This is a genomic window from Leptospira mtsangambouensis (genome assembly GCF_004770475.1).
GTDB classification, from domain to species: Bacteria; Spirochaetota; Leptospiria; order Leptospirales; family Leptospiraceae; genus Leptospira_A; species Leptospira_A mtsangambouensis.
In genome coordinates this window covers 1,172,245-1,197,212 of record NZ_RQHK01000002.1, presented here as the reverse complement: position 1 = coordinate 1,197,212, position 24,968 = coordinate 1,172,245, and the positions used below count along the sequence as shown (strand labels likewise).

At 36.9% G+C, this 24,968-nt stretch carries 23 protein-coding genes and 2 tRNA genes; 19 read left to right on the top strand and 6 right to left on the bottom strand.

All coding sequences use genetic code 11. The features are described from left to right. Positions 1 to 12: 12 nt before the first annotated feature. The 8 genes from EHR01_RS05560 (at position 13) to EHR01_RS05525 (ending at position 10,292) form a co-directional block, all read left to right on the top strand. A complete protein-coding gene (locus EHR01_RS05560; protein ID WP_135693671.1) occupies positions 13 to 774 on the top strand; it encodes a glycosyltransferase family 2 protein in 762 nt (253 codons plus the stop codon). A 77-nt stretch (positions 775 to 851) separates the two neighbouring features. Beyond that, entirely contained in the window at positions 852 to 1,646 is a 795-nt protein-coding gene (locus tag EHR01_RS05555) for a glycosyltransferase family 2 protein (protein WP_135693670.1), read from the top strand. A gap of 4 nt (positions 1,647 to 1,650) precedes the next feature. Further along, a complete protein-coding gene (locus tag EHR01_RS05550; RefSeq protein ID WP_135693669.1) occupies positions 1,651 to 3,585 on the top strand; it encodes an O-antigen ligase family protein in 1,935 nt (644 codons plus the stop codon). Further along, positions 3,582 to 4,721 (top strand): glycosyltransferase family 2 protein, encoded by a 1,140-nt coding sequence (locus EHR01_RS05545; protein WP_135693668.1) that lies wholly within the window; start codon positions 3,582 to 3,584, stop codon positions 4,719 to 4,721. Before EHR01_RS05550 ends, EHR01_RS05545 begins: the two co-directional genes overlap by 4 nt. 2 nt (positions 4,722 to 4,723) lie before the next feature. Further along, complete coding sequence (locus EHR01_RS05540) at positions 4,724 to 6,256, top strand: LA_3751/LA_3752 family putative glycosyltransferase (RefSeq protein WP_135693667.1); 1,533 nt, start codon at positions 4,724 to 4,726, stop codon at positions 6,254 to 6,256. Beyond that, positions 6,253 to 7,863: an LA_3751/LA_3752 family putative glycosyltransferase gene (locus EHR01_RS05535; RefSeq protein WP_135693666.1), complete on the top strand. Its 1,611-nt coding sequence runs from the start codon at positions 6,253 to 6,255 to the stop codon at positions 7,861 to 7,863. The genes EHR01_RS05540 and EHR01_RS05535 overlap by 4 nt, the downstream gene beginning before the upstream one ends. Beyond that, positions 7,860 to 9,266: a glycosyltransferase family 39 protein gene (locus tag EHR01_RS05530; RefSeq protein WP_135693665.1), complete on the top strand. Its 1,407-nt coding sequence runs from the start codon at positions 7,860 to 7,862 to the stop codon at positions 9,264 to 9,266. Before EHR01_RS05535 ends, EHR01_RS05530 begins: the two co-directional genes overlap by 4 nt. A gap of 33 nt (positions 9,267 to 9,299) precedes the next feature. Then, positions 9,300 to 10,292: a glycosyltransferase family 2 protein gene (locus EHR01_RS05525; protein ID WP_135693664.1), complete on the top strand. Its 993-nt coding sequence runs from the start codon at positions 9,300 to 9,302 to the stop codon at positions 10,290 to 10,292. A gap of 17 nt (positions 10,293 to 10,309) precedes the next feature. Here EHR01_RS05525 and EHR01_RS05520 read toward each other — a convergent pair whose 3' ends face one another. Both EHR01_RS05520 and EHR01_RS05515 read right to left on the bottom strand, forming a co-directional pair. Then, positions 10,310 to 11,890: an LA_3751/LA_3752 family putative glycosyltransferase gene (locus EHR01_RS05520; protein ID WP_244309980.1), complete on the bottom strand. Its 1,581-nt coding sequence runs from the start codon at positions 11,888 to 11,890 to the stop codon at positions 10,310 to 10,312. Positions 11,891 to 11,976: 86 nt separating this feature from the next. After that, positions 11,977 to 13,542: an LA_3751/LA_3752 family putative glycosyltransferase gene (locus tag EHR01_RS05515; protein ID WP_135693663.1), complete on the bottom strand. Its 1,566-nt coding sequence runs from the start codon at positions 13,540 to 13,542 to the stop codon at positions 11,977 to 11,979. Positions 13,543 to 13,646: 104 nt separating this feature from the next. On the opposite strand from EHR01_RS05515, the gene EHR01_RS05510 reads away from it, so the two are divergent. Next, the gene (locus EHR01_RS05510) at positions 13,647 to 15,116 is read left to right on the top strand and encodes an acyltransferase family protein (RefSeq protein ID WP_135693662.1); all 1,470 of its coding nucleotides are present in this window, start codon (positions 13,647 to 13,649) and stop codon (positions 15,114 to 15,116) included. A gap of 38 nt (positions 15,117 to 15,154) precedes the next feature. On the opposite strand, the gene EHR01_RS05505 is transcribed toward EHR01_RS05510, so the two are convergent. Next, positions 15,155 to 16,696: a phosphatase domain-containing protein gene (locus EHR01_RS05505; protein WP_135693661.1), complete on the bottom strand. Its 1,542-nt coding sequence runs from the start codon at positions 16,694 to 16,696 to the stop codon at positions 15,155 to 15,157. Positions 16,697 to 16,749: 53 nt separating this feature from the next. Between EHR01_RS05505 and EHR01_RS05500 the strand changes: the two genes are divergently transcribed. After that, the gene (locus EHR01_RS05500; protein ID WP_135693660.1) at positions 16,750 to 18,525 is read left to right on the top strand and encodes a UbiD family decarboxylase; all 1,776 of its coding nucleotides are present in this window, start codon (positions 16,750 to 16,752) and stop codon (positions 18,523 to 18,525) included. Positions 18,526 to 18,605: 80 nt separating this feature from the next. Beyond that, complete coding sequence (gene rfaD / locus EHR01_RS05495) at positions 18,606 to 19,577, top strand: ADP-glyceromanno-heptose 6-epimerase (RefSeq protein ID WP_135693659.1); 972 nt, start codon at positions 18,606 to 18,608, stop codon at positions 19,575 to 19,577. Between the two features lie 3 nt (positions 19,578 to 19,580). On the opposite strand, the gene EHR01_RS05490 is transcribed toward rfaD, so the two are convergent. The 3 genes from EHR01_RS05490 to EHR01_RS05480 all read right to left on the bottom strand — a co-directional run bounded on the left by EHR01_RS05490 (position 19,581) and on the right by EHR01_RS05480 (position 21,562). Next, on the bottom strand, positions 19,581 to 19,880 hold the full coding sequence (locus EHR01_RS05490) for an ArsR/SmtB family transcription factor (RefSeq protein WP_002973834.1): 300 nt from the start codon (positions 19,878 to 19,880) through the stop codon (positions 19,581 to 19,583). 149 nt (positions 19,881 to 20,029) lie between these two features. Then, positions 20,030 to 20,797, bottom strand: a complete 768-nt coding sequence (locus EHR01_RS05485; protein WP_004783705.1) for an SDR family NAD(P)-dependent oxidoreductase — start codon at positions 20,795 to 20,797, stop codon at positions 20,030 to 20,032. A 72-nt stretch (positions 20,798 to 20,869) separates the two neighbouring features. Beyond that, positions 20,870 to 21,562 carry a histidine kinase gene (locus EHR01_RS05480; RefSeq protein WP_135693658.1) on the bottom strand — a complete coding sequence of 231 codons (693 nt, stop codon included), beginning with the start codon at positions 21,560 to 21,562 and terminating at the stop codon, positions 20,870 to 20,872. Between the two features lie 215 nt (positions 21,563 to 21,777). Between EHR01_RS05480 and EHR01_RS05475 the strand changes: the two genes are divergently transcribed. The 8 genes from EHR01_RS05475 to rplL all read left to right on the top strand — a co-directional run bounded on the left by EHR01_RS05475 (position 21,778) and on the right by rplL (position 24,872). Continuing rightward, positions 21,778 to 21,849 (top strand) — tRNA-Thr (locus EHR01_RS05475). Between the two features lie 6 nt (positions 21,850 to 21,855). Beyond that, positions 21,856 to 21,929, top strand: a tRNA-Trp gene (locus EHR01_RS05470). Positions 21,930 to 21,970: 41 nt separating this feature from the next. Next, on the top strand, positions 21,971 to 22,159 hold the full coding sequence (secE, locus tag EHR01_RS05465) for a preprotein translocase subunit SecE (RefSeq protein WP_002973751.1): 189 nt from the start codon (positions 21,971 to 21,973) through the stop codon (positions 22,157 to 22,159). A gap of 9 nt (positions 22,160 to 22,168) precedes the next feature. Then, positions 22,169 to 22,723, top strand: coding sequence for a transcription termination/antitermination protein NusG (gene nusG / locus EHR01_RS05460; protein ID WP_004783847.1), 555 nt, complete (start codon positions 22,169 to 22,171; stop codon positions 22,721 to 22,723). Between the two features lie 39 nt (positions 22,724 to 22,762). Continuing rightward, entirely contained in the window at positions 22,763 to 23,188 is a 426-nt protein-coding gene (rplK, locus tag EHR01_RS05455) for a 50S ribosomal protein L11 (protein ID WP_135693657.1), read from the top strand. 25 nt (positions 23,189 to 23,213) lie between these two features. After that, positions 23,214 to 23,906, top strand: coding sequence for a 50S ribosomal protein L1 (rplA, locus tag EHR01_RS05450; RefSeq protein WP_135693656.1), 693 nt, complete (start codon positions 23,214 to 23,216; stop codon positions 23,904 to 23,906). A 12-nt stretch (positions 23,907 to 23,918) separates the two neighbouring features. Then, positions 23,919 to 24,452 (top strand): 50S ribosomal protein L10, encoded by a 534-nt coding sequence (rplJ, locus tag EHR01_RS05445; RefSeq protein WP_020777456.1) that lies wholly within the window; start codon positions 23,919 to 23,921, stop codon positions 24,450 to 24,452. A gap of 36 nt (positions 24,453 to 24,488) precedes the next feature. Further along, entirely contained in the window at positions 24,489 to 24,872 is a 384-nt protein-coding gene (gene rplL, locus EHR01_RS05440; RefSeq protein WP_004783509.1) for a 50S ribosomal protein L7/L12, read from the top strand. Positions 24,873 to 24,968 lie beyond the last annotated feature (96 nt).

The following is a 24,968-nucleotide window of genomic DNA, read 5'->3' as shown; positions in this document are numbered from 1 at the left end:
TAAGTCTTACTTATGCCTAAAGTTTCTGTCATCATGCCCGCTTATAACGCAGTTTCTTATTTGGAAGAATCTGTAAAATCTTTGTTAGATCAAAGTTTTAAGGATTGGGAACTATTACTGGTTGATGATTGTTCTAAGGACGAGACGGCAATTCTTGCTAAAAAAATTGCCGCAAACGATCCAAGAATTCGTTTTGTACAAAAAGAAAAGAACTCCGGTTCTGCGGATACTCGTAACACCGGGATCAATTTGGCAACGGGAGAATACATTGCATTTTTAGATGCAGATGACCTTTGGGAACCTGAATTTTTGGAAAAGATGATTCCTTTTATGGAGAAAAATGTTTCTCCATTTTCATTTGCCTCGTATCGCATTATTGATGAAAACGGATTTGAATTTTGTGAACCGTTTTTAGTGAAATCGAAATCATATTCTTATTCGGATTTGTTACATTACAACCGAGTTGGTTTACTTACTGCAATTTATCATGTCCCTAGTGTTGGTAAAAAATATTTTGATCCTTCCCTAAAAAGCCTAAGAGACGATTATGCACTTTGGCTTGATATATTAAGGGAAGGGAAAGTCGCCTTTGCCAATTCTGAGATTTTAGCTAGATACCGGGTCAGGCGTGGTGCGGCAACATCTAACAAGAAAAAAGTGATGTTTGCCCATTTTAGAATGTTAAAAAACAGAGAAAAACTATCTTTTCTGTATGCATTGATTTTGACTCTAATCCATGGAATCAAGGGACTACGTAAATACAGAAATAAATAATTATAGAAACTCTCCTCCCATCTCTCTTTTTTTGCCGCTTGACTTCCCCTTACACCTAGTATTCCTAGATATAAACTATGGTCACTAGACGTAACCTCGGAAGTTCCGGGAAGGCAAACAAAACCTCCCTTATCATCCCTATCTATAACGAATCTTCTCATTTAGGTGAGTTTTTAGAAAAGGTCGATGCCCTCCAATTGCCCACTCGAAAAGAGCTCGTTTTTATCGACGATGCCTCGCGGGACAAATCACTTGAAATCCTCCAAAACTACCGTTTTCGGTCTGAGCATAAAATTCTCGCTCAGGAGAAAAACCAGGGCAAAGGTGCTGCCCTCCACCGTGGCATTGCTGAGGCAACCGGTGATATCATCATCATCCAAGATGCTGATTTTGAATACGACATGGATGAGATTTTTATGCTCATCGAGCCGATTGCCAAAGGAAAAGCGGATGTTGTCTTTGGTTCCCGTTTTAAAAAAGATGGGCGCCAGGTGCATCGGACTTTTCATTATCTCATCAATCGAATTTTGACAATCCTTTCTAATTTTCTAAGCGGTTTGTATTTAACGGATATGGAGACTTGTTACAAAGTGTTCCGATCTGAAATTGTAAAAAACATTTCGTTGGAATCAAAACGATTTGGTTTTGAACCAGAGATCACTGCAAAAGTGGCTCGCCTCAAGGTACGTGTGCAAGAATTTCCGATTTCTTATTATCCAAGGAATTATTTAGAAGGTAAAAAGATAACTTGGAAGGATGGAGTTGCTGCACTTAGGCATATCATTTATTTCAATTTGATTGCAAACAAAAGGGAGTTTTTTACAAAATCTCTCCCTGAAAAGTATATTCCTAAAACTGCCAATTGGCTATAAAACTATGATAAGGTTTTTACCTTTTCTGTTAGATCTAGTTCTTGTATTGGGATTGGGACTTTTATTACAATCCCATACAAACCAGAAAAACTTTCGAATTGATCTGATTGGACTTGGTTTATTTGTTTTTATAGTTTATTCAGCATTTCATTGGCGCTCCTTTTTAAAGGAAAAACGTCAGTACTGGTCTTTATTCCTGACCACTCTTCTTGCATGTTTTGTATTTATCAAAATTGCAGAATATGATCCCATCCAAGTTTTACCGCAAAAATTAGGAATCAAAATAGTTTCACTTGTTTGGATTCTTTTCATTGTTCTTTCTTTTCGTAAACTATCCGAAAACAATTTTGCCATCATTGGCCCTTTTCTTGCTGTTGTTCCTGCCATATCCTTTATCAACTTTATGGCATATCCTTCTGTCCCTATAGCCATTGCGCTGGCAATGAGTGCTAGAAATCTTTCGTTTCAGTCTCCACCCAAAATTTCCACTTTCTATATCCCTCTCTTAGCGATCTTAGTTTTTATTGGTCGTGACTGGTGGGATGATTTTGCATTACAAAGAGGAGTTTTGGTTTTAGAAGCATTTTTGTTTTCGCATTTGATTAGTGTTTGGGATCGACAAAAACTAATTTTTTTCTTAAAGTCCTGTATTCTCTTTTTTATCTTAAATGCTGTTTTTATTCTTTGGAAAATTGCGGGCGACCCCACTTTTCAAATTACATCGTATCACGAAGATGTTTTCCTAATACCCGTTAGTTTACTTGCTTCCAATGCCTTACTAATTGCCGGTTTGTCTGTCATTTTTTGGTTTGAACCCAAACAGTCACAATGGCAAAAAGTTTTGATCATACTCGCAATCATTTGTTCTTTGATGTTTCTTGGTATCACCATATCGAGAAATTCTATTCTTTCGTTTTTGATATTTGTTATATTATTGTTTTTCTTTTTACAATCACCAAAGAACAAATATTATGCGATTTTTGTATTTTTCTCTCTGCTTTTAGTTGGGGTCTACTTCTTAATTAGGTCTGAAAAGTCTATATTTAGTTTAGGTTCTAGCACAGTAAGGGTTTCTATTTGGAGTTTTTATATTCTTTCTACGATCAAAGCACATCCATTTTTTGGATTTGGAATGTTTCCGGAAAATAAAATTCCATTTAGTTTTAGCGAAATTCCTGATTCAAATAGTGCTTTTTATATTCACGATTATATTGCGAACTTTGAAAGTTTTCCACTCGCACATAACCTTTATGTTCAAGTTTTTGGATCCTTTGGAATCATTGGCTCGTTCTTAATTCTTCTTTGGGTCGGAATACTTTGTTTAAAAAATCGCAAACAGATCCTTCCTATCTTAAAAACAAATATTGCTTTAGGTTGCCTTTTTTTAGTTTGGGCCATACACGAATTGTATGATTTTAATAGTTTAGAAATTTCAAATTTATTTCTATTAGTTGGGATGTTTGGGTTATTCCGATTGCCGACTCATAAAAATCCAAGTCAAGTGCTTGTCCTTGGGAAAGAATCTATTTTTCTACTTTTGTTTTTTCTTTTAACAATCGTTTGTTTTCGTTTCTCCTTTGTGGATCACACCACACTTAAGTATAATAAATATGTGACTCCTCATAATTTTGAATTTTATATTCCGAAAGTAGGTTCTGTTAAATATCCAGAAGATCCACTTCCGGTTCGTTCATTTATTGAATACCGATTTTTAGGAAGTAAGTATTTTTTCTTAAATTTGGCTTCCGATCGAACTTTCGAAGGTCAGGCAAAATTAATTGAAGATTGTTTCCAAGTGGAAACTTACCCAGCGATTTGTTATTCAAAGTTAATTCAATTCCAATCCAACCAGAATTTATCAGCCGAAAATAAGGATCTATTTTTGTATTTTATGTCTTTATATGATCCATTTGAAATTTATAAGCGAGAGTCTTTATGAAGAAGCCGTCAGTTAGTTTTGTTATTCCTTGTTTAAATGAAGAAAAAACTCTTCCGTATGTTCTAGAAAAGTTGGTGAAAGTAAAAAAAGACCACTCAAAGGAAATGGAAATCGAAATTTTGGTTTCTGATAACGGTAGTACGGATCGTTCCGTAACCATTGCTAAAAAGTTTGGAGCAAGAGTTGCCCCAGCAAAAGAAAGAGGGTATGGAGCCGCTCTTGATTCGGGAATTCGTAATGCCAAGGGAGATATTATTGTTTTTGCGGATGCAGATGATACATATGATTTTTTGGAATCGCCAGCCCTCATTCGTAAATTAGTTGAGGGAAATTTTGATATGGTGATCGGATCACGATTAGATGGAGAAATCCATAAGGGTGCAATGCCTTTTTTACATCGTTATTTGGGAACACCTGTCATCAATTGGATTATTAATTTATTATATTCTAAAAAATTTAAGATTCGTGATAGTAATTCCGGTTTTCGATGTTTTCGAAAGGATAAATATTTATCTTGGGATATTAAAAGTAAGGGAATGGAGTTCGCTTCAGAACTATTAATTAAGGCACTAATCCATGATTCAAAAATGGAACATGTTCCCGTCTCCTTATATCCAGACAAAGAAGGAAGAATTCCTCATTTAAAAACTTGGAGAGATGGAATGCGCCATCTTTTGCGTATCCTTTTTTATGGCCCGCATTTGTTTGAAAGAACAGGTCTCAGTTTATTCGTATTTTTTTGGATTCAGTTATTGATAGGTTTTTTTGCAGGAAAGGTACTATCAATCGCTGGAATGAATTTATATGGAATTCATTCCATGGTCTTTTTTTCTTTTTTATCAATTCTTGGTTTGAGTCTATGGGGAACGGGCCTTCTGATCGCCACAAAACAACCAAGAATCAGTAAGATTTATCAAACCATTTTAGACATGGAAGAAGATCGTCTCTTTTTTGTTCTTTTGAGCGGGTTAGGAATCATAAGCCTTGCCATTGTTTGGATTTTTTTGCAGTGGAAAAAATCGGGATTTATTTTTATCAACTTTGAAAGAGAATTTATTGTGGCAACAAACCTTAGTCTAACTCTTTTGATTTTTGGACTACAGGCAGTGACAGCTCATATTATGAAACGGGATTAAGTATGAGTTTTCCATTTCGGATTTCAATATATATACTAGTTTTAATTGTTCCTCTTTTTTACAGATGGAAGTGGAATGATAACTCAGTATTTATTTCTAGTGATCCGGAGATTAAGTATTACCAAGTAATACATAATGTAGAAGGTGGTGCAGCGGAAGAATGTTTTTTTCCTGCAAAAGAATTAGGGTTCAGCCAATCCATGATTCCTTTTGGATATCCATGGGCATTTTTTTTGAAGAATGGAAATTGTGTCTTCCAGTATCCAGTTTTATTTACTTGGATTCAAAAACTCATTGTTGCAATCGTTGGGATAAAGTGGATCACTTATATTCCAATCTTATTTTTCTTTTTTAATTTTTGTCTCCTGGATCGTATTTTGAGTTTTTTTGAAAAGAGGGGAGGTATACTTCTCATTTCCGTTTTACTCATCCAATCTATGACACCAGTATTTTTGTCTGCTTTGGATTATTCCGAACTTACTCTTACAAATTTCTTTTTTCTTTCGGCGATTCTTTCGTTTCTAGAGTTTCAAAAAGAAAAACAATTTCGTTTTGGAATTCTTTTAGCTGTTGCTATTGTTTTTAACTTTCAGCTAAGACCAGAATCAACCATAGCTTTGGTTTTATTTTTGGTCCTCGCCTTTGGATTTGGTAATCACCATTGGAATTTAACAAAAAGTTTAATTCCTTATATCCTTATCTCTGTTGTATTGCAGACTTTTTTCTTTATCTGGAACCATAATGTTTATGGCCATGTCCTTGGGATGAGAGGTTTGAATACCGTCAACGACATGGAATCCGGCGGACTACAAAGGCATCTTATGAGCGAGTGGTTTGCTGACCTTTGGGGAAACGATTTTAAAATTGGAATTTTTAAAGGGTATCCCATTTTGTTTTTATCTGGTTTTGCCATTTGGTGGGATAAAAAATCAGAACTTCGTCCATTTCTTTTTTCAGGACTTTTATTTGTCTTCTTATTGCCAATTCTTTCTCCATACCGAGCGGGAGTAGATATATTTGGAATGCGTTACTTTGAAAGCGGAATATATCTTTTGATGATAGGTTGTTTTCTTTCTTTTGCCAAAAAAATAAAAGATTACCGATACATTCTTTTGGTTCTGCCTCTTCTCTATTTTTCTTATAAATCGGATACTCGAGCCACTAAACAGTGGTCCTCTTCAGCAAAGTTATACCACCAAGTGATGGAAAAAATTGATTCTATCCATCCTGATCTAATTGTCCAAAGAGGTTTGTCGTTGTCTTATTTAGTTGGTATTAGTTATATCAAATACCCACAAGTTGTAGTATATTCAAATGAAGATTGGAACCAAGTGGAATCATTGCTTGGTTCGAAGAAACTAAAAGTATTATATTTAGAGTGGGAAGGGAATCAGTTAGTCAATACGGAATTTCCATTGCAAGTTTGGAAAGAAAAGTTTGATGTAAATTTCAAATTAAGCCCAAAAAAATATCAAATTAAATCAGAACATTCCTTGGCTCATTTTAAAGGTTATCTTTTGGAAGAATCAAAATGAAATTAGTAGTTAGGTTCATAGATAAACTTGAACTCCTTTTCATCGAAAAGAACTACCTTGTTTTACTTTTGGTCCTACTTGTCGGTTTTGTATTTTTTAAAAGAATTGGATGGGATATGGGAGTAAGTCCCTTAATACAATCAGATTCACAAATCAAACTATACCAGACAGTTGAATATAAGGCGAAAGGAATTAATTTTCATCATTGTTATGGTTCGAATAGCGAGTTCGATTTGGAAAATCGGTTTTATCCATTTCGGTATCCTTGGGCTTTTTTTAATGTAAATCAAACTGGAAATAGTTGTGTTTTTCAATATCCAACTTTATTTGCTCAGTTTTTTTCTTTAATGCCAATTCCATATCGTATGTTTAATACGATCATATTCTTTTTGAATTTATTTCTAAGTGGCCTTGTTTGTTATTTTTTATATTCAATTTTTGGAATTCAAAAAAATGGCGTTTTGTTTTTGGCAGCAATCTTATTTTTCGTTGGGTATGGTATATCAAGTGCCCTAGAATTTTCTGAAAGTGTTCCTTCGCAAATTCTACTTCTTTCATTTTTCTATGCAGTATTTCGCATTGAAACTGAAAAAAGCTTATCTTCCGGTTTACTTTTCTTATTAGGGATTTGCGGTGGTGTTTCCATTTTTTTAAGATCGGAATCTCTTTTTTATTTGGGTGGATTGGGTTTGATGGTTCTCTATAGGAATCGTAGAAGTCTATTCTCTTTATGGAAACAGTATCTACCTTTGGTAATCGGATTTATTCTAGCCGTCGCTATATTGATTTTTTATAATTATGTTGAATTTCAAGAAATTTTGGGAGTTCGAAGTAAAGTAAGTTTCAATGATTTTTCAAGACTGGCGCTTGAGGATCGGATCCACTTAGTCTCTGAGTTTTTTTTAGGAAATCAAAATCGAATTGGTTTTCTTTATTATTGTTTCCCAATTTTAATCATTACCATCTACGCCATATTCAAATTACCATTAACGACACTACAAAATAACTTCATTGTTGTTATTTTCATTTCTTTTTTTAGTGTTGTGTTACTTAGCCCTTACTCATCAGGCGGATTGTATTCAGGAATGAGATTTACTGAATTCACATATTTGTTGTTTTCGATCTTTTTAATCTCACTCTTTTCGTTAAACTTAAAACAGAATGAATTTCGGATTGTATTCTGTTTGATTCTATTGCAAGTAGGGCTTGGTTTTTTTCATGTCAGAAAAAACGTAAAAACTTTGGATTATGTAAAAAAGTATCATGATTTGTTCCAGGGAAAATTGGAACTGTATCCTAAAGCGCCAGTGGTTCATTTGAGCACGTTTGATCTTTTGTTAGTGTCAGATTCTTTTTTGAAAAAACCTCACTGGATTGCAAATAAACAATCTGAGTTTGATGTTTTAGAATCCAAGTTTATTAAAAATGGCATCGAAAATTTCCAGGTTTTCGTTTATGATTTTAAGCCGCCCAAAGATGATAATGTAACTAGCGAATTTTATAATGAATGGGTAGATACTAAATACGAAATTGAATCAAAGTATTTCCAAAAAGTTTCTGATGAAGAAATAGCTGGATTTCGGTTAATGTTGTGGGAGAAAAAGTGAATCAACTAAGAAGTAAGTTATACGAAGTTCGATTTGAAATTGGGATGGTTTTATCCCTTGTATTGGGAGTATTCCTGCGTTTTTATAAATTAGATCGACAAAGTTTGTGGGGTGATGAGCTTTATTCGGTTTATGCTTCTTCGTTAACCAATTGGACAGATTTTTGGTCTTATCTTTCTGTAGACCCCCATCCACCTTTATTTCAAATACTACTTTCTTTTTGGATCCAACTTTTGCCCGAGTTTACTGAGTTTTCAGTGAAGTTGTTTCCAGTATTGATCTCAGTGGTTCATTTGATTTGTCTTTGGTTCCTTACTAAATCTTGGGAAAAACCAAAACGATTTTTGTTTTTATTTTTAATATCGCTTTCGCCTGGTGCTATCTATTATGCGCAAGAGATCCGTTCTTATTCTTTATTGTTATGTTTGTCTTCGTTCATTGTAGTATTGTTTGTCGATCTTGATTTGGAGAGAGGAAAAAAAATACGATGGGTTTCATTGGTTCTTTTGTCCATATTCATTTCTTACGTTCATTTATTTGGATTTATTTTCGTTGGTAGTTTGTATTTTATATTTTGGGTTCAATTTGTATTAAAACATTACCCACAAGCTAAATCTGTTTTTATTCTTGGTCTTATCACATTTTTAGCATTTCTTCCTTTTGTATACGTTCTTATGGATGGATCAAAGATTGCGACTGCGAGTTGGATTGATCCACCTGGTCTCGTTTTGTATCTAGCTTATTATTCCTTGTTCTTTTATACATCGAAGAAATTCTTTTTTCTAACTGTCTTTGTCCCCATCCTTGTTCTGCTCTATTTGATTTTCAAAAATAACTCACGAAATTCAAACGCTGATTCGAAGCTAAGGCATTCTGCCCCTACAACATTCTTAATTGTTGCACTTTTTATCATTATCTCCACGAGTTTGTTCTCATTACTCAAACCGATTGTAACAAATCGCAATTGGATTGTCACTTTACCTCTTATTTATTATTTCGTAGCAGATCGTTTGCAGAATTCCTTAGGGAAACGATATGTTTTGCCTGCTCTTATTTTACTCACTTTGTTTTCGTTAATTGATTTTAAGAAAAACTTTTATTTAGTTTTTAAAGAAGATTGGAGAGGAACGGCTCATTTTGTAGCAGACCATTGTAATCCACCTCTTGTATTCGTTGATTCCTATCCAGAATTTCTGACATTGTATTTAAAATGGGAAGGACATTCTGAGTTTTCTCCCAAATTGACTGCAAAAGATTTCAGGATGGATCAATCAAAGGTTTGTGTCGTAAGGCGATTTGTGGAAAATAACGGAATTGGTTTTCCGGAAAGTCCCAAAAATAAAAAAATAGGACAGTCTTTGTTCTATGGATTTACGGTAGAGGAGTATCAACTCTCGAAATAGTTATTATTTCGCTGGTCACCAAATTAAAGTTTTATGAAATATTATTTAGAAAAAAGAAAAAATCCAAATTTGTTATCGATTGTAATTCCTTGTTATAACGAAGAATCTGCTCTCCCATTTCTAAAAGAAAGATTAAATCAGCTTCTGAAACTACTTCCTGTAAAAACGGAAATTATTTTTGTCAATGATGGTAGTACGGATGATTCTATATTCCAATTAGTGTCTTGGTCTGAAGTAGATTCTCGGATCCAGGTGATTAGTCTTTCTCGTAATTTTGGACATCAAATTGCCGTGACTGCGGGAATGGATTATGCTAAAGGTGATGCTGTTGTTATTATGGATGCGGACTTACAAGATCCGCCTGAGGTAATTTTGGAGATGCTTTCCAAGTATCGCGAAGGTTACGATGTGGTTTATGGACAAAGATTAGCTCGTTCTGGTGAATCCTTTTTTAAGAAGACAACAGCATGGGCATTTTATCGCATCATGAAGATTTTAGTACATAAGGATCTTCCTTTGGATTCAGGAGATTTTAGGTTAATTTCTCGCAGATGTTTGGATGCTTTGAATGGATTACGTGAAAACCATCGTTTCCTAAGAGGGATGAACGCTTGGATCGGTTTTCCCCAAGCTCCAGTGTATTATAATCGTGATCCACGTGTAGCGGGAGAAACAAAATATCCGTTGCGAAAGATGTTAAAACTAGCAATGAATGCAGCCGTGTCCTTTTCTCCATTACCCTTACGTTTTAGTTTAGGTCTTGGGATCATTGTTGCGATGATCGGTTTTGCAGTAGGGATTTATGCTTTGTACCGTGCTTTCCAACATTTTATTTTGCAAATGCCAATTGTTTACAATCCTGGTTGGGCAACAATTGTAACACTTATCTGTTTGATCGGGGGCTCAATTCTTATCTCCATAGGGATTTTAGGTGAGTACATTGCGCGTATATTTGAAGAATCAAAGGGAAGGCCATTGTATGTGGTAGAATTTGTGAAGAATGGTAGTTTAAAAAAGAATAAATAATTTTTAATAAAGTATTCTCAATTTAGACAAAGACGGTATCCAATCCAACTTTTTTCTTCATAGGTTTTGCATTGAAATCCTTCCTCATGTAAGACCTTTACAAACTCATCAGAATTTAACTCTACTCCTCGTTTTAAATGCATAAAAGCATTGGGAGTTGTTTTTGAGAAATCGAATATGTAGATTTGGTTTATTTTTTCATTTCGGATTCTAGAAAAAAGTGAAGTACGAAGTTCTTTGTTTTCGAAATCTTGAAACGAAATACTTGGCTGTGATAATAATGACAATCCTGCCGTTCCGCTTATGTTTCGATCATAAAAAATCCATAAATCAGACTTTAGAGATGAATAAATAGAATTCGTTTTGCGAATCATTTTGAAGCTTTCTTTGGATACTTTTAATAGTAAAACATTGATTAGAATGGAACAAATAACTAAAAAAAGAAAGAGTTTATTTGTTTTTACATTTTGCCATTGATTGGCAATCAAAAAGATCCCGGGAAAGATTGCGAACAAAGTGTATCTGCTTGTGATGGTAATACCATCATTGGGTGCGCTGAGTCCAACTAAGATAGGATATATGATGAGAATCATAAGATGAAAGAGATTAGGTTCTTGGAAGTTTTTCGTTTTAAACTGCTTTCGAAATATATATAGAACGTATAGGAAATAAGGAGAATAAAGGAAAAAACCTATCTTTAACCCTGGTTCCGTGAAAGAGGTAAAAAGAATTTTTTGCAATTGGTAAAGGCGAGAACCAATGGATTGGCTTTCTGTGATTGAATAATTAAAATGGTATCTGATCCCTAAAAAATGTCCATATTCGTATTGATTCCAGAGAAAGAACAGAAGAACGGGAATGATAAAAGCAATTGTGATGAAGAGGATTTCAAAAAATCTTTTTTGGAAGTATAAAAATAAAAAAGACAATCCATAAATTAAGCAGGAAAGAATGAGAATTTCTAACCTTAAGAAACTTCCTAAAACCATTAGAAAAATGGCAATAGAGATTAGGACTGGGCTTTTTTGTTCGAGTCCACGGGACCATAAAGAATAAGAAAGAGAAATCCAGAAAATGGAAAAAGGAACTTCTGAAATATCAAGGACTTGAGAAAATACAACAGAGGCTATAAAAATCAGTAAGGAAACAGGAACGGGGATTTTTCCAATTCGATAAAGTAAATAAGAAGCAAGAACCAAAAAAATCCCATTGGTAAACATGATCCATTGTATAGGGATAAAATAAAAAAGAACAGAGTAGATCCTGGCAAATACTTCAGAAAAAACCGATTTCAGTTTTCCTTGGTTTGCGATTACAAAAAGTATCGGGTGCATTTTTTTGTCTGGATCCAAATTTTCTGCCGGATAAAGAATGGAATCATTCCATTCTTTTGCAGATTCAATTTGTGCCGCTTTTGTTAGGGAATCGGAGATGAAACTTGTTTTTACTGATAAAAGAAATTGAAGTCCTAAAAAGAGAAATCCAAAAAGAAAAAGATAAACTAATGTCTGTTGATTGGTTTTTTCGCTAATCACTACTTTTCTTCCTTTTTGCATTTGTTTGTCAGACAATGAAAGCAAAAAATGGAAGTCAGACAATGTCAAGTTTTTTCATCCTTCTTTGGTTTTGGTGGATGATTTAGAAGCTAACAATCAATAGGAACGAGAGATTTTTGTTTAAGTTTTCAGCGAAGTGTACCAATCCAAATGCGATAATTTTGCCGGTTAAGAATTTCAAAATGACTGGTTTTCAAACGCATTTGATTCTCTAATTGGTTTGTGTCCCATTCAGAAATCGGATAACCTGACTTTCTTTTGTTTTCATTAACAGCATCTTGAATCTCCTTTGAAAAAAGCTCTGGGTTCCATGTAACAAATGCAATCTTTTGATTTGGAAATTTTTCCGCTGCATTCTGTAGTAAATTTCTATTGGAACTACTCGAATAGGATACAACGACAGTGTGGTTGAAATAATAATTTCCACCAGTATAAAAATTTAGGTAATCTTGGAAGACAAGTATGTCAGGTTTTGTTTCCGTAAGAATTGGTGAAAAATTTTTGACTAAGTTTGTCTTCGTTTTTTGAATTTTAGCTCCAACAATGCCCATTGAAAAAGAAAAAAGGCCGAAACAGAGAAATAATAAAAAAAATAGTTTTTTCCTTTTATGATAATAAAATTTTACAAGTGGTTTTAACAAAAATAGATAAGGAAAAATTAATATTGTATAAAATCTGGGTCCCCAATTATTAAACCCGTCATTTGGAGCAATCCAAGGAATAATGAGTAGGGTTCCAACCATTGCAATCAATAGAGATTTTTTTGAATCAGAGATCTGATTCCATTTGTATCCATAAAAAATAAAAAGGATGATTGCAAAGGGTAGGTATCCAAAAAAGCCAATTTTCAAATTGGAATAGAATAACAAACTTTGGAACCATTGGATTCTTTCTGTGAAGCCAACGGAAAACCCATTGCTATTGGCGAGGAAACGAGTTCCTAGAATATGTCCATAAAGCCATTGGTTGAGTCCCGTTTGGATCAAAAGTGAAAGAATCAGTGTAATAAAAAATACAAAATAGATTTGAAAGTAGGTTCTAATTCCTTTGAATCCATTTGTTTTCAAATGCAAAAAACTATAGGTAACAAAAAATAATCCCAAAAATGGAACTGTGTCCAAACGAACGATGACCACCCATGCAGTGGCTAGTCCAGCCAAACCATGTTGGAGATAGGAATGTTTTTTACGCAAAAAAGGGCTGAGTCCAAAAACTGAGAAAACAAAGATGGCGGGCAGTTCGGAATATTCCCAACTTAATGGCCAAAGAAAAGTTGTAAAATAGGTTAAGGTAAGTAAAAATAAGGAAAAGTTATATTTTCTGATTAGGATGACAAATCCAAGTGATAAAAATACGAACGAAGTGTACGGCAGAAAATTAATGGGCAAAAAAGAGAGGAAGGGTGCCATGATAAAGGCAAACTGCAAAGGGAAGGCACTTACTAATTTATCATTATATTGAAGGTATAGATTTTTTTGAAGGTGAAAGAATTCTAAATCTGGGTCAATTACCTTCGCTGGATAATACAAATTGTCCGATAAAAAATGATTTTTCCAAATGGAAAATGTTTGAACAGCTTTGTCATGACTGTCTTGAAAAAGGGAATACCGTGGTTGGGTGTATTCAATCGAATAAAAAACAGCCAAAACAAACAAAGTCCCGAGGATCCAGTTCTTAATTTTGCCTTTTTTCATTTAGTGAAGTTCCTTTTTTAGCATTTTTAATTCAACTCGTTCCTAATGAATTATCGATTGCATTCATAGGATTTACCAAGACATAGTGCCAATATCGTACCAATATGAAAGAATATTTTATAGAAATCTTTAAGAAAAACAAAAAGGAAATCAACGAGTTGTATGGGATTCGTGCTCTTAGTTGTTATTTCGTCATCTTATTTCATTGTTTTGCGTTTTCTTTGGAGTCTTTCCCAAATCATTATGCGCCTTATTTATCGATTGCACAAAACGTTGAATTTTTGATGAGTTTATTTTTTGTTATCAGTTCCTTTTTAGTATCTACTTCTTTTTCAAGAGAATTGGAACGTGCTAGTTTTTTAGAAAGTTGGAAAAATTTTGTAATCAAACGCTCGTTAAGGATTTTTCCTGCCTTTTATTTGATCCTTTTTGTAACGATCCTCATTATGGCAGGGATTTTGAAGAAAAGCCAAGGAATGGAAGGAGCCAGTTCTTTTGCCGAAGGACTTGTCGGTTTAAAATTAAAACTATCCTACTGGTGGACTGACCTTACTTATATTTCTAATTATTTCCCAAATCGGATTTTGGTACATGGCTGGTCACTTTCAATGGAAGAACAATTTTATTTGGCCATGCCTTTTGCTTTTTTGTTTTACGCAAAGATTTTGCAAAATCGAATCCAAAAAATTGTATTTTTAATCGTATTATTGTTACTCCCTAATTTGATTCGGTACTATTATTTTTTAACAGTCCCCATGGATTCATTTGAGGTTTATGTGCAGACGTTGTTCCATCCAATTCATACACATTTTGAACCATTTGTGTATGGAATTTTACTCATGGAACTTTGGAGGGCAGAGAAAGTATCCACCAAACTTCCAGGTGCTAAACTAAGTTTTTATCTTATGTTTATCGTTTTGGTATTCATTTTTTGTTATGTTTGCACATTAGAGTTCTCAGAAGCAAAAGAATATTTTATTATCTACCGAATTAGTTTTTACTCCTTTTTTGCCTTTGTCATTGTTTATGGTGCTGTTGGTGGTTTTTTTTCCAAAGTATCTTGGTTTTTGTCAAATCCTTTGTTGGTCTTTATTGGTAAATTGAGTTATGGAATATATTTAGTTCATATGTTGGTGAATACAACTGTTATGTTGTCTGTGTTAGATCATAAAATTGTAAACAATAATGACCTTGGTCGACTGCTCAAGGCTTCTTTGATTAGTTTACTCATTTCAACCATTATCGCATTAATTAGTTATTTGATTGTGGAAAAACCCTTTTTAAAGATTCGTGAATGGACTCAGGCTCGGTTTGATATTTCTACAAATAGTTTTTATTATGTAAAAGGAAATACAAAAGAAAGGATTTTAGTCTCTTTTCTTTTGACCTTACTTTCTTTTTTGCCATACTTTTTTGTAAAACAAATGATTGCTGTTGACTTTATACAGACAGGGCAGGCTTCCACTTTTGCACTTTGGATTTGTTTACTCATTCCAATTGTGATGAACACAGTCAGTTTGGTTACGAAAAAGAAGTTATTTTTCCATTATTATTTAAGCCGCTTTCAGGACTAAACGGCTTACTCTAACGATACAAAAGTTTAATGTTTGTGTTATGATTGGAAGGCTGCGATGAGGCCTTCCTTTACTTTTTGTTTAATCCCTTCGGCTGACTTGGGTAGAGTTAGTTCATCGATTAATTTTAATAAAAAACCTTCATCCACAAGTTTTCCTTCCAATACTTTTCCAATCATTCCCGCCACAATTGCTAAAATCTGTTCCAGATTTAAGTATCCTTCACTTTCTAGAATCAAAGCCATTCCCATTGCTCCTTCTGTTCCATAGAACGCTTGTTCCTTGGAAAAAACTGAGTCATACATCCCCGCAGGCAATGCTTCCTTTACCTTTTCTCGCATTTCCACTTCACTTGGGCCATGACTTGTTCTGTTGATAAGGCTAAGTTTCACTGGATTGATGGTGCCGTGGATTCTTTGGATTTCTTCGGCTAGGAGTCTAATTTTTTTGGCAGAATCCCTTGTGATGGCATCTCGACCGAGAAAGTTTAGTTTGTACAAATACTCTTCTAGTTCATCACCTGAGAGTTTCCCCATACAGATGATTTGGTACAAAGTAAAGATCATATAATCAGATTCTGTGTTGTCACCCAGAAGAATTTCTTTGGCCTCAGTGGGAAGATACACTCTGTCATAGAGTAGGATGGAAAGTTTATAAGACATTTGGTCAAAGAGACTTTGGTAAGAGGCACCTAAGAATTTTTTTGTCCTGGACCATGCTGGTTTAAAACCATTTTGCAAAAATTCAATGGGATTAAAAATAGTTCCGAGTACTTTATCAAAAACACCTTTGATGGTTCCTTCTAAATATTTTAAATGTAAGGATTCGATTTGGATCCCATCTTTGGCGATGGTTGCAAGCATAGTCCTACGAAAAAAATGAGGGCTTGCGGAAATAAATGCCAAAGGAGCATTGGATAAAGAACTGCGGATTTCTCTGTAGAGTTCCGGCATTCCAGGTAGCGCCTGCTTCTGGTTAGGTGTTTCAAAAACTGCTGTAAACTTACCTTTTCCTGAATGGATGTCTGTGGCAAGATAAGTCTGGTCAATATCGGAAGTCACCACCATTCCTTTGTAGTCTTCTGCAAGGATTCGGAGTTTTCCTTTTCCAACAAGGGTAGTCTTTCCTAAGATAGAATCTTCTGTGTTATTTAGATGAGCTAAGTCTTTGGAGTATTGGCGAAAACTATCCAATCCTTCGAGTATCACTTGGAAGTCATGAAATCCGACAGGAAGTTTGTCACGGATTTCGCAGGAAAAAAAACCATCCTCATCGGCTTTGATTTTCCCTGAAGTGTAGATTTTAGTTCCACCGGTATCAAAGATTTCTAATTTTAAAACAGGTTTTCTCACAGGAGCCAAAGAAAAGTCCAAGAATGGTGTGATTTTTGTTTCTTCCCCAATGAAAAGTCCCGTCATCAAATCCCAAAGGCCTTCTGCCTTCATAAGATCGGTAATCCCCACATCCACCACCTGTCCCCGCACATAAGACCGTCTCTCTCTTCCTAAAGATCCTCCGCAGACAGCAATTCTTTTGATATCGGTAATGATTGGTTGTGTGGTATTTGGTTCTTGGGACATAGAATTTATGCCCTTAAGAGTTTAAGAAAACAAGGAGCCGTCCATTCCTTTTTATGGTTTCACTACGATCCACCAATGATTTTGTCCGACTTTTGCAAACGGAGGGAGAACTCCATGTGATTTCCGATCCCGTGGATCCATATCTGGAACTGGCAGAGATCCAGAGGCGAGTTGTGGCCAAAAAAGGCCCAGCCCTTCTTTTTACCAATGTCAAAGGGACCAAGTTTCCCGTTGCCACGAATCTCTATGGATCGGAAAAACGAATTCATTTGGCCTTTGGGCCAAAACCTGTCGCCACCATCCAAAGACTTGCCAAACTCGCAAAAGAGATTTTTCCCCCGAGGTTTTCCAAACTTTGGAAAGAACGTTCCCTTGGACTTTTGCCTTTCCAAGTAGGCTTAAAACAGGTGAGAAGGGCACCAGTTCTCTCTGGTAGCTTTTTATCTACAAACGAGTTACCGCAAGTGGTTTCTTGGCCAAAAGACGGAGGAGCCTTTGTCACTCTGCCATTGGTTTATACCCAACATCCTGAATCAGGGAATGGAAATTTAGGAATGTACCGGGTGCAACTTTTCGGCGACAAAACGGTAGGGATGCACATCCAAATCCACAGGGGTGGTGGCTTTCATTATTATGAAGCGGAAAAAAAAGGAGAGTCCTTGCCTGCTCATGTATACATTGGTGGGCCACCGGCTTTGACCATAGCAGCTGTCGCGCCACTTCCTGAAGAAATCCCGGAACTTGTTTTTGCATCCTTTCTGATGGGGGAAAAACTCCGGATGAAAAAAGACAAAACTATTTCTCCTTATCCGATTGTTGCCGATGCTGACTTTGCTTTGATTGGTTCGATCCCTCCTTACTCAAGAAAACCAGAAGGCCCTTTCGGTGATCATTACGGATACTATTCATTGTTACATGATTATCCTTATTTGGACCTAACGCACGTTCTCCATAGAAAAGATGCCATCTGGGCGGCTACGGTTGTGGGAAGGCCTCCCCAAGAAGACCATTACATCGCAGAGTTTTTACAGGATTTACTTTCTCCCATGTTCCCACTGGTGATGCCACAAATACTCGGGGTCTGGGCTTATGAAGAATCGGGAGTGCATTCCCTTGCGGCAGCCGTTGTAAAGGAAAGGTATTTCCGCGAAGCTTTTATGGGAGCTCTTCGGATCTTAGGAGAAGGCCAACTTTCACTCACAAAATGTTTACTTGTCACAAATGAACGTGTGAACCTAAAAAACTTTTCAGAAACATTCAAAGTCATTACCGAAAGATGTGATCCAAGAACGGACTTCTTTATCTTCAGCCATATTAGCCAAGATACATTGGATTATACAAGTGGTACGGTTAACAAAGGTAGTAAACTTTTATGGATGGGAATTACAGATGCCAACGCACCGATAAAGTTTCCAAACCTACCAAGGGATTTTACAGGAAATCTAAAAGACAAACGTTTCTCTAAACCAAAAGTTTTTTTACCTGGAGTTCTTGTGGTGGAAGGATCTGCTTTCACTCCGAATGACCAATTGGCAAATCGTTTGCTCGAAGAAGACCTTGGTCGTTTTCATTATGTTTTTCTTGTGGATGATTCTCTGGATGCGGTAAAAACAGATTCTGATTTTATCTGGACTATGTTTACTAGAATGGAACCAGCATCGGATGTATATGCCAGAACAGAAACCAAAGGGAACCATATCGCATATCAAGTTCCGATTGTTTTTGACTGCAGGATGAAACCTTGGATCCCAGAGGTCCTTCTTCCTCTTCCCGAAACGATTAAGCAGGTAGATACAAAGTTTGGAAAGATCATTGATTCCATTGGGTAGGGGTCTTTGTTTTTTCTCACCCGCAAATTAAAAAGTTAATAGAAAGAATGTTTGGATATAAAAAAACTAAAAAGAAACCAATGGCAAAAAAACTAACTCTCGTCACTGGAGGCGCAGGCCTCATCGGATCACAAATTATCGAAGACCTCAATCACAATGGGAACACGGATATCTTAGTGGTGGACCATTTGGGTATGACGGAAAAATGGAAAAACCTCCAAAGGAATTTTTTCCTAGATTATTATGAAAAAGATAAATTTGAATCTATGTTCGATTCAGGAAATTCAATTATAAATGAGATCTCTGAAATTTACCATTTAGGTGCTTGTTCTGCTACGACAGAAAAAGATGCCACTTACCTAATGCAAAATAACTTCCATTATACGAAGAAATTGGCACAGTTTGCCGTTAGTAAAAACATTCCTTTTCTTTATGCCTCGAGTGCTGCGACCTACGGGGAGGGAGAATTTGGATATAACGACGAGGCTCCTATCGAAAATTTGAAACCTCTCAATATGTATGGATATTCCAAACAACTCTTTGATCTGTATGCCAAAAAAGTGGGGATCGCAGACAGACTTGTGGGACTCAAATACTTCAATGTATTTGGTTATGGGGAAGCCCATAAGGGAGATATGCGTAGCCTTGTCCTAAAAGGTTATGAACAAATCAGGGACACTGGAAAATTAAAATTATTCAAGTCTTACAAACCGGAATACAAAGACGGTGAACAAAAAAGAGATTTTCTGTATGTAAAGGATGCCAGTAAAATTAGTATTTATCTTCTTTCTGAACGAAAGTACGGATTGTACAATGTAGGTCGAGGAGTTGCTGAGACTTGGAACGATTTAGCGAACGCTTTGTTCGCTTCCATGAACAAACCGGTTCAAATTGAATACGTTGAGATGCCTGAATCGTTAAAGGGAAAATACCAATACTATACCTGTGCGGCAATGGAGAAGATTGGCAGAACCGGATATCCCTTTGGTTATACAAACCTCAGGGATGCGGTTGGAGAATACGTCAGGTTCTTATTAGAAGAAGAGAACTGATGTTTACTTTTTATACACTTTGACAATCGTCTGGATCAAATCTTTGAATTTTGGGTCCTTTAAACTATAAAACACTTGGTTGGATGATTTACGAGATTCTAAGATTCCGTTGTTTTTCATCTTACTTAAGTGTTGGGAAGCAGCCGATTGGCTTGTCCCTAATAACTCGACAAGTTGGCCGACTGTTTTTTCTTCTTTTGCTAAGGTGTATAGAATCAATAAACGAATAGGGTGGGCAATACCTTGTATTCCTTTAATGGCTTGTTCCAATTGTTGTTTCGAAAGTTCTGTTTTTATTTTCATCAGTAAGGATTCCGTTATATCCTTATGACGAATGTATACTGATTTTACCTACGAAATTTTTTTCGTTTAAAAAAAAAATGACAAAACCCAGTCATAGGTTTTCTGCTTTGCCCTCAGAAAAAAATTGAGGGCAAAACCATTAATCAAAGTTAGATTCGAACACCACCAGAAATTTCTAAGACAACTCCAGTCACTAAGTCATTCGAGATGATAAATTCTGCAGTGGATGCAATCTCATCTGGCTCGCCAAGTCTTCCTACTGGGATGATGGACTTCCATTTTTCTAATGCTTCCGGATTCATATCTTTTAGAACCATTTCAGTTCCGATAAAACCTGGTGCAATTCCTGCCACTCTGATTCCAAACTTAGCAAGTTCTTTTGACCAAGTGACTGTCATTGCAGCCACTCCTGCTTTGGCAGCACTATAGTTAGTTTGTCCTGAGTTTCCATGCATAGCTATGGAGGCAATCGGGATGATCACTCCCTTCTTTTGTTCCACCATTTTTGCTGCTGCTTCTCTTGCGGTAAGAAACACACCGGTTAAGTTTACATCAATGACAGATTGCCATTGGTCGATTCCCATTTTGCCTTTTACTTTTCCGGTTTCTTTGTCCACGCGAATGAGAAGTCCATCGCGTAAAATTCCAGCATTCAAAATGGCAACGTCCAGGCTACCTTGGAAAGCACTTGCTTCTTCGATGAGGCGGATGCTGTCTTCTTCTTTGGCAACGTTTGCCACAATGCCCGTGGTTTTGATTCCCTCTTTTTGGAAGAGAGCTACGGTTTCGTCCAATTTGTCTTTTTGGATGTCAGAGAGAATGATATTGGCACCGGCTTTACCAAGTCGGTAAGCCATTGCCTTTCCGAGTCCACCGGCAGATCCGGTGACGAGAATGTTTGCACCTTTTAATTCCATGTCCGCCAGTTTCGAAAATGGCGAACAGATGGTCGATACAATTACATTGTAGTTGGAGCAGAGAAAAACGAACTAGATTTCTGCGAGTTCTGCACTACGAAACGAAACATAATTGTCGTTAAACGGGATTTCTACCCGAGCGACCGTTCTGTCGGCATGGGTGATGATCCGAAATAGGTTAGGGTCAACCCCTTCGTTTTTGAGTAAGATCATAATGAGAGCAATTCCAAGTCCGGCACCCTCTGTATTATCCATATTGTCCATATAGAATTCGGCGATGTCATTGTATCCCATGGACTTTTTCATTTTTTCTCGCATCCGAGCTTCTTCGGTTTTGATGACGGGAGTGTTGTTTGTCACTTCCACTAGAAGTCCGTCCAAGCAGTAATGGAATTTGATTTGAACGTACACTCCGCGGGCAAGGCAACGTTTCCCATATTCATCTGCCATCTTCTCTGAAAATTTTTTGGAATACTCTTTGATCCCTTGCAAATAATCATTCTCATCGGTGATGTCGAGGCCTTCATCTTCAAAAAACACACGTTTTTGATTGGCTTTGATTCCGTTGATGGTCAGTTCTTTGGAGATTGTATAAAGCATCTCTACAAACTGAGATTGTCCCACTTCAGAAAGGATGTTTGTGATGAGACCTAAAACATACTGTTCCAGTTGGCGATTCATCCGGGAGGATCGTACGACAATTTTTGATTTTGCCTTTACCAAATCGGGGATTTGTGTTTCTAATTCTACAAAAGGTTTCGCCACGAATCATTCCTTAAAGTGGGGGACTTATCCCACATGGTTCTATTATCGAACCGGGAAATCCACAACTAAAATCTCAAGGGAAATTCACTGTTTTTCTTGTTTTTTTGCCATTTCTATGAAATAAACTCATTTTCCATTGACCAAAGAGCCTCATTTAAAATAGTGTAAAAAACCTAGCCTCGCTTGGAAACCCGCGCTTGGGTGGGAAACGTTTTGCCCTCTTAGCTCAGTGGTAGAGCACTTCCATGGTAAGGAAGGGGTCACCAGTTCAAGCCTGGTAGAGGGCTTGTTTTAGGGCTGTAGTTTAATGGTAGAACTAGGATCTCCAAAGTCCTTGGTGGGAGTTCGATTCTCTCCAGCCCTGCCAGACTACAGAATATATAGAATTAGAGAACAGGACAAGGATCAATGAAAGCTACGAGTTTCATTCAGGAATGTAAAGCAGAACTTGAAAAAGTACATTGGCCAACACGCCAAGAGGTAGTGAGTTCTACCGTTGTAGTCCTAGTTACAGTATTTATCTTTTCCCTATTTTTATCAGCTTCGGATTTTGTTTTTCTGAAACTGTTAAAGTGGTTCTGGGCATTAGGAACATAGGTAAAAGTAGTGGGCGATTCTTTAGATAAAAAATGGTATGTGCTTCAAACTTATTCCGGTCACGAGAATAAGGTGAAGACGAACATTGAGAAGATGGTCCAACAACAAAAGCTGGAAGACCAAATCTTCTCAGTAAAAATTCCTTCGATGGAAGTTGCCGAAATGAAAAACGGCAAAAAGAAGGTCACAAAGAAAAAACTCATGCCTGGTTACGTTCTCGTTGAGATGAACATGACCGATGACCTTCGATTTAAAATCCAGAACTTACCTTCTGTGTCTACGTTTGTAGGCGGAAAAGGAAAAGGTCCGGAGCCACTTTCACTGGATGAGATCAAAAACCTCTTCAGCGATGTGGGAAGTGTGGAATCGGAAGAAGTTTCGAGACCTCGTTTCCTATTCAAAGTGGGCGAAACATTGAAAATTATAGATGGTCCGTTTGCTAATTTCACAGGTCTTGTGGATGAAATCTTTCCTGATAAGGGAAGACTCCGCGTTCGTGTAGAAATTTTCGGAAGATCCACTCCAGTGGAGTTGGATTACCTCCAAGTAAAATCGGAACAATAGAACTGATAGATTGACTTTTAGTAAGGAACTTGAAACGAGATGGCTGCAAAGAAAGTAGTAAAACAAATTAAACTCCAAGTGGAAGCAGGGAAAGCAAACCCAGCTCCTCCAGTAGGTCCCGCTCTTGGTCAAGCCGGACTCAATATTATGGAATTCTGTAAACAGTTCAATGAAAGATCCAAAAACCAAATGGGACTCAAACTCCCAGTGGTCATCACTGTTTATTCTGACAGAAGTTTTACATTCGTAACGAAATCTCCTCCAGCAGCTCTTCTTGTGATGAAGGCGCTTGGACTTCAGGGTGGATCTGCCACTCCACACACTGTAAAAGTGGGAACAATCAAACGAGCTCAACTAGAAGAAATTGCAAAAACTAAGATGGAAGACCTAAATGCGAATGATATGGATGCAGCAGTGAACATCATTGCTGGAACTTGTCGTTCCATGGGTGTAAACGTCGAGTAATCATTAGGAAACGGGAACCGAAGTCATGAAACGCGGCAAAAAATATATCCAACTCAAAGAGAAAGTCGATCGCACAAAGGCTTATACCCTTGGTGAAGCAGTCGGTTTGGCAAAAGCTACTAGTTTTTCCAAATTTGACGGAACATTAGAGATTTCGACTAAAATCAATTATAAATCTCTCCAAAACGTAAGAGGGACTATCTCTCTTCCACACGGAACTGGAAAAACGATCAAAGTTTTGGTTTTCTGCAAAGGGGACAAACAAAACGAAGCAAAGGAAGCTGGTGCTGACTTTGTAGGTGATATGGACTTAATCGAAAAAGTATCCGGTGGATGGACTGATTTTGACGCTTGTGTGGCGACTCCTGATATGATGAAGGAAGTAGGAAAACTTGGTCCAGTTCTTGGTCGTAAGGGTCTTATGCCTAAACCAAAAGCAGGAACTGTAACCACTGAGGTTGCAAAAGCGGTAAAAGAACTCAAAGCAGGTCGAATTGAATACCGCCCTGACAAAGGGGGAGTGGTTCACTTAGGAGTGGGAAAATGTTCCTTCTCTGATGACAAACTTTCTGACAATATCAATGCTGTAGTTGCAGCTCTTATGAAAGACAAACCTTCTGATGCGAAGGGTGATTATCTCAAGTCTTTCTCTGTAGCGGCAACTATGGGAATCGGCGTAAAAGTCGATGTAAAAGAACTAGTAAACGCGAACATATAACGAGTAAGAACAATGGCAAATCCATCTAAAATTGAAGCAGTAGCAGAACTTAAAAGTCGTTTGGAAAAACGACCAAACTTTATTTTAGCATCTTACAGCGGTTTAACTGTTGAAGATATGTCCAACCTTCGTGCGAAACTTCGCAAAGAAGGATCGGAGATGAAGGTAATCAAAAACAACCTTTTCCTCCGTGCTTTAAAAGAGTCTTCTGAACATAAAAACAACTCCATTGATTTTGGGGATGTTTACAAAGGGCCTCTTGCAGCTATTTTCTCTCTGGATGCACTTCCAGCAGTAGCAAAAGTTTGTAAGGACTTTGCAAAAGATAAGAAGGAACTCGAAATCAGAACCGGCTATATGGACGGGGAAGTTTTGGGTAAATCCGGAGTAGAGGCGATTGCTGGACTTCCGTCCAAACAAGAACTTCTTGCGCAAGTGGCTCGTGGGATCAATGCTCCTGCAACGCAAATTGCTTCTGGAATCAATCAAATCATGGCATCATTGGCTCGCGCCATCAATGCTGTAGCCGAGAAAAACGGCAATTAGTAATCATAGTGATTAGTAGGATAAGGAGAATATAGGATGTCTGTTGACGCGCTATTAGAACAAATTGGAAGTCTTACATTAGTTCAGGCAGCTGATCTAGTGAAAAAGATGGAGGACAAATTCGGGATTTCTGCTGCTGCACCGGTTGCGGTAGCGGCTGTTGCGGGTGCAGGTGGTGGCGCAGCTGCTGCTGAAGAGCCTGCAACTTTCAATGTAATCTTGAAAGCACACGGTGACAAAAAGATCGACGTTATTAAACTCGTTCGCGAAATCACTGGTCTTGGATTGGCAGATGCGAAAACGCTTGTTGAAGCTGGTGGAAAATCAGTGAAAGAAGGCGTTTCTAAAGACGAAGCTGCTGATATTAAGAAAAAACTCGAAGGTGTTGGGGCTCAAGTAGAAGTTGCTGCTGCCGGTTAATCGGTTGCCAATTTTTAAACCCAGTCTTCAAAAACTTAGAGGCAGGGAGGCCGTAGGCGTCCCCACCTCTATTTTTTCGTTTATCATACCATCTAT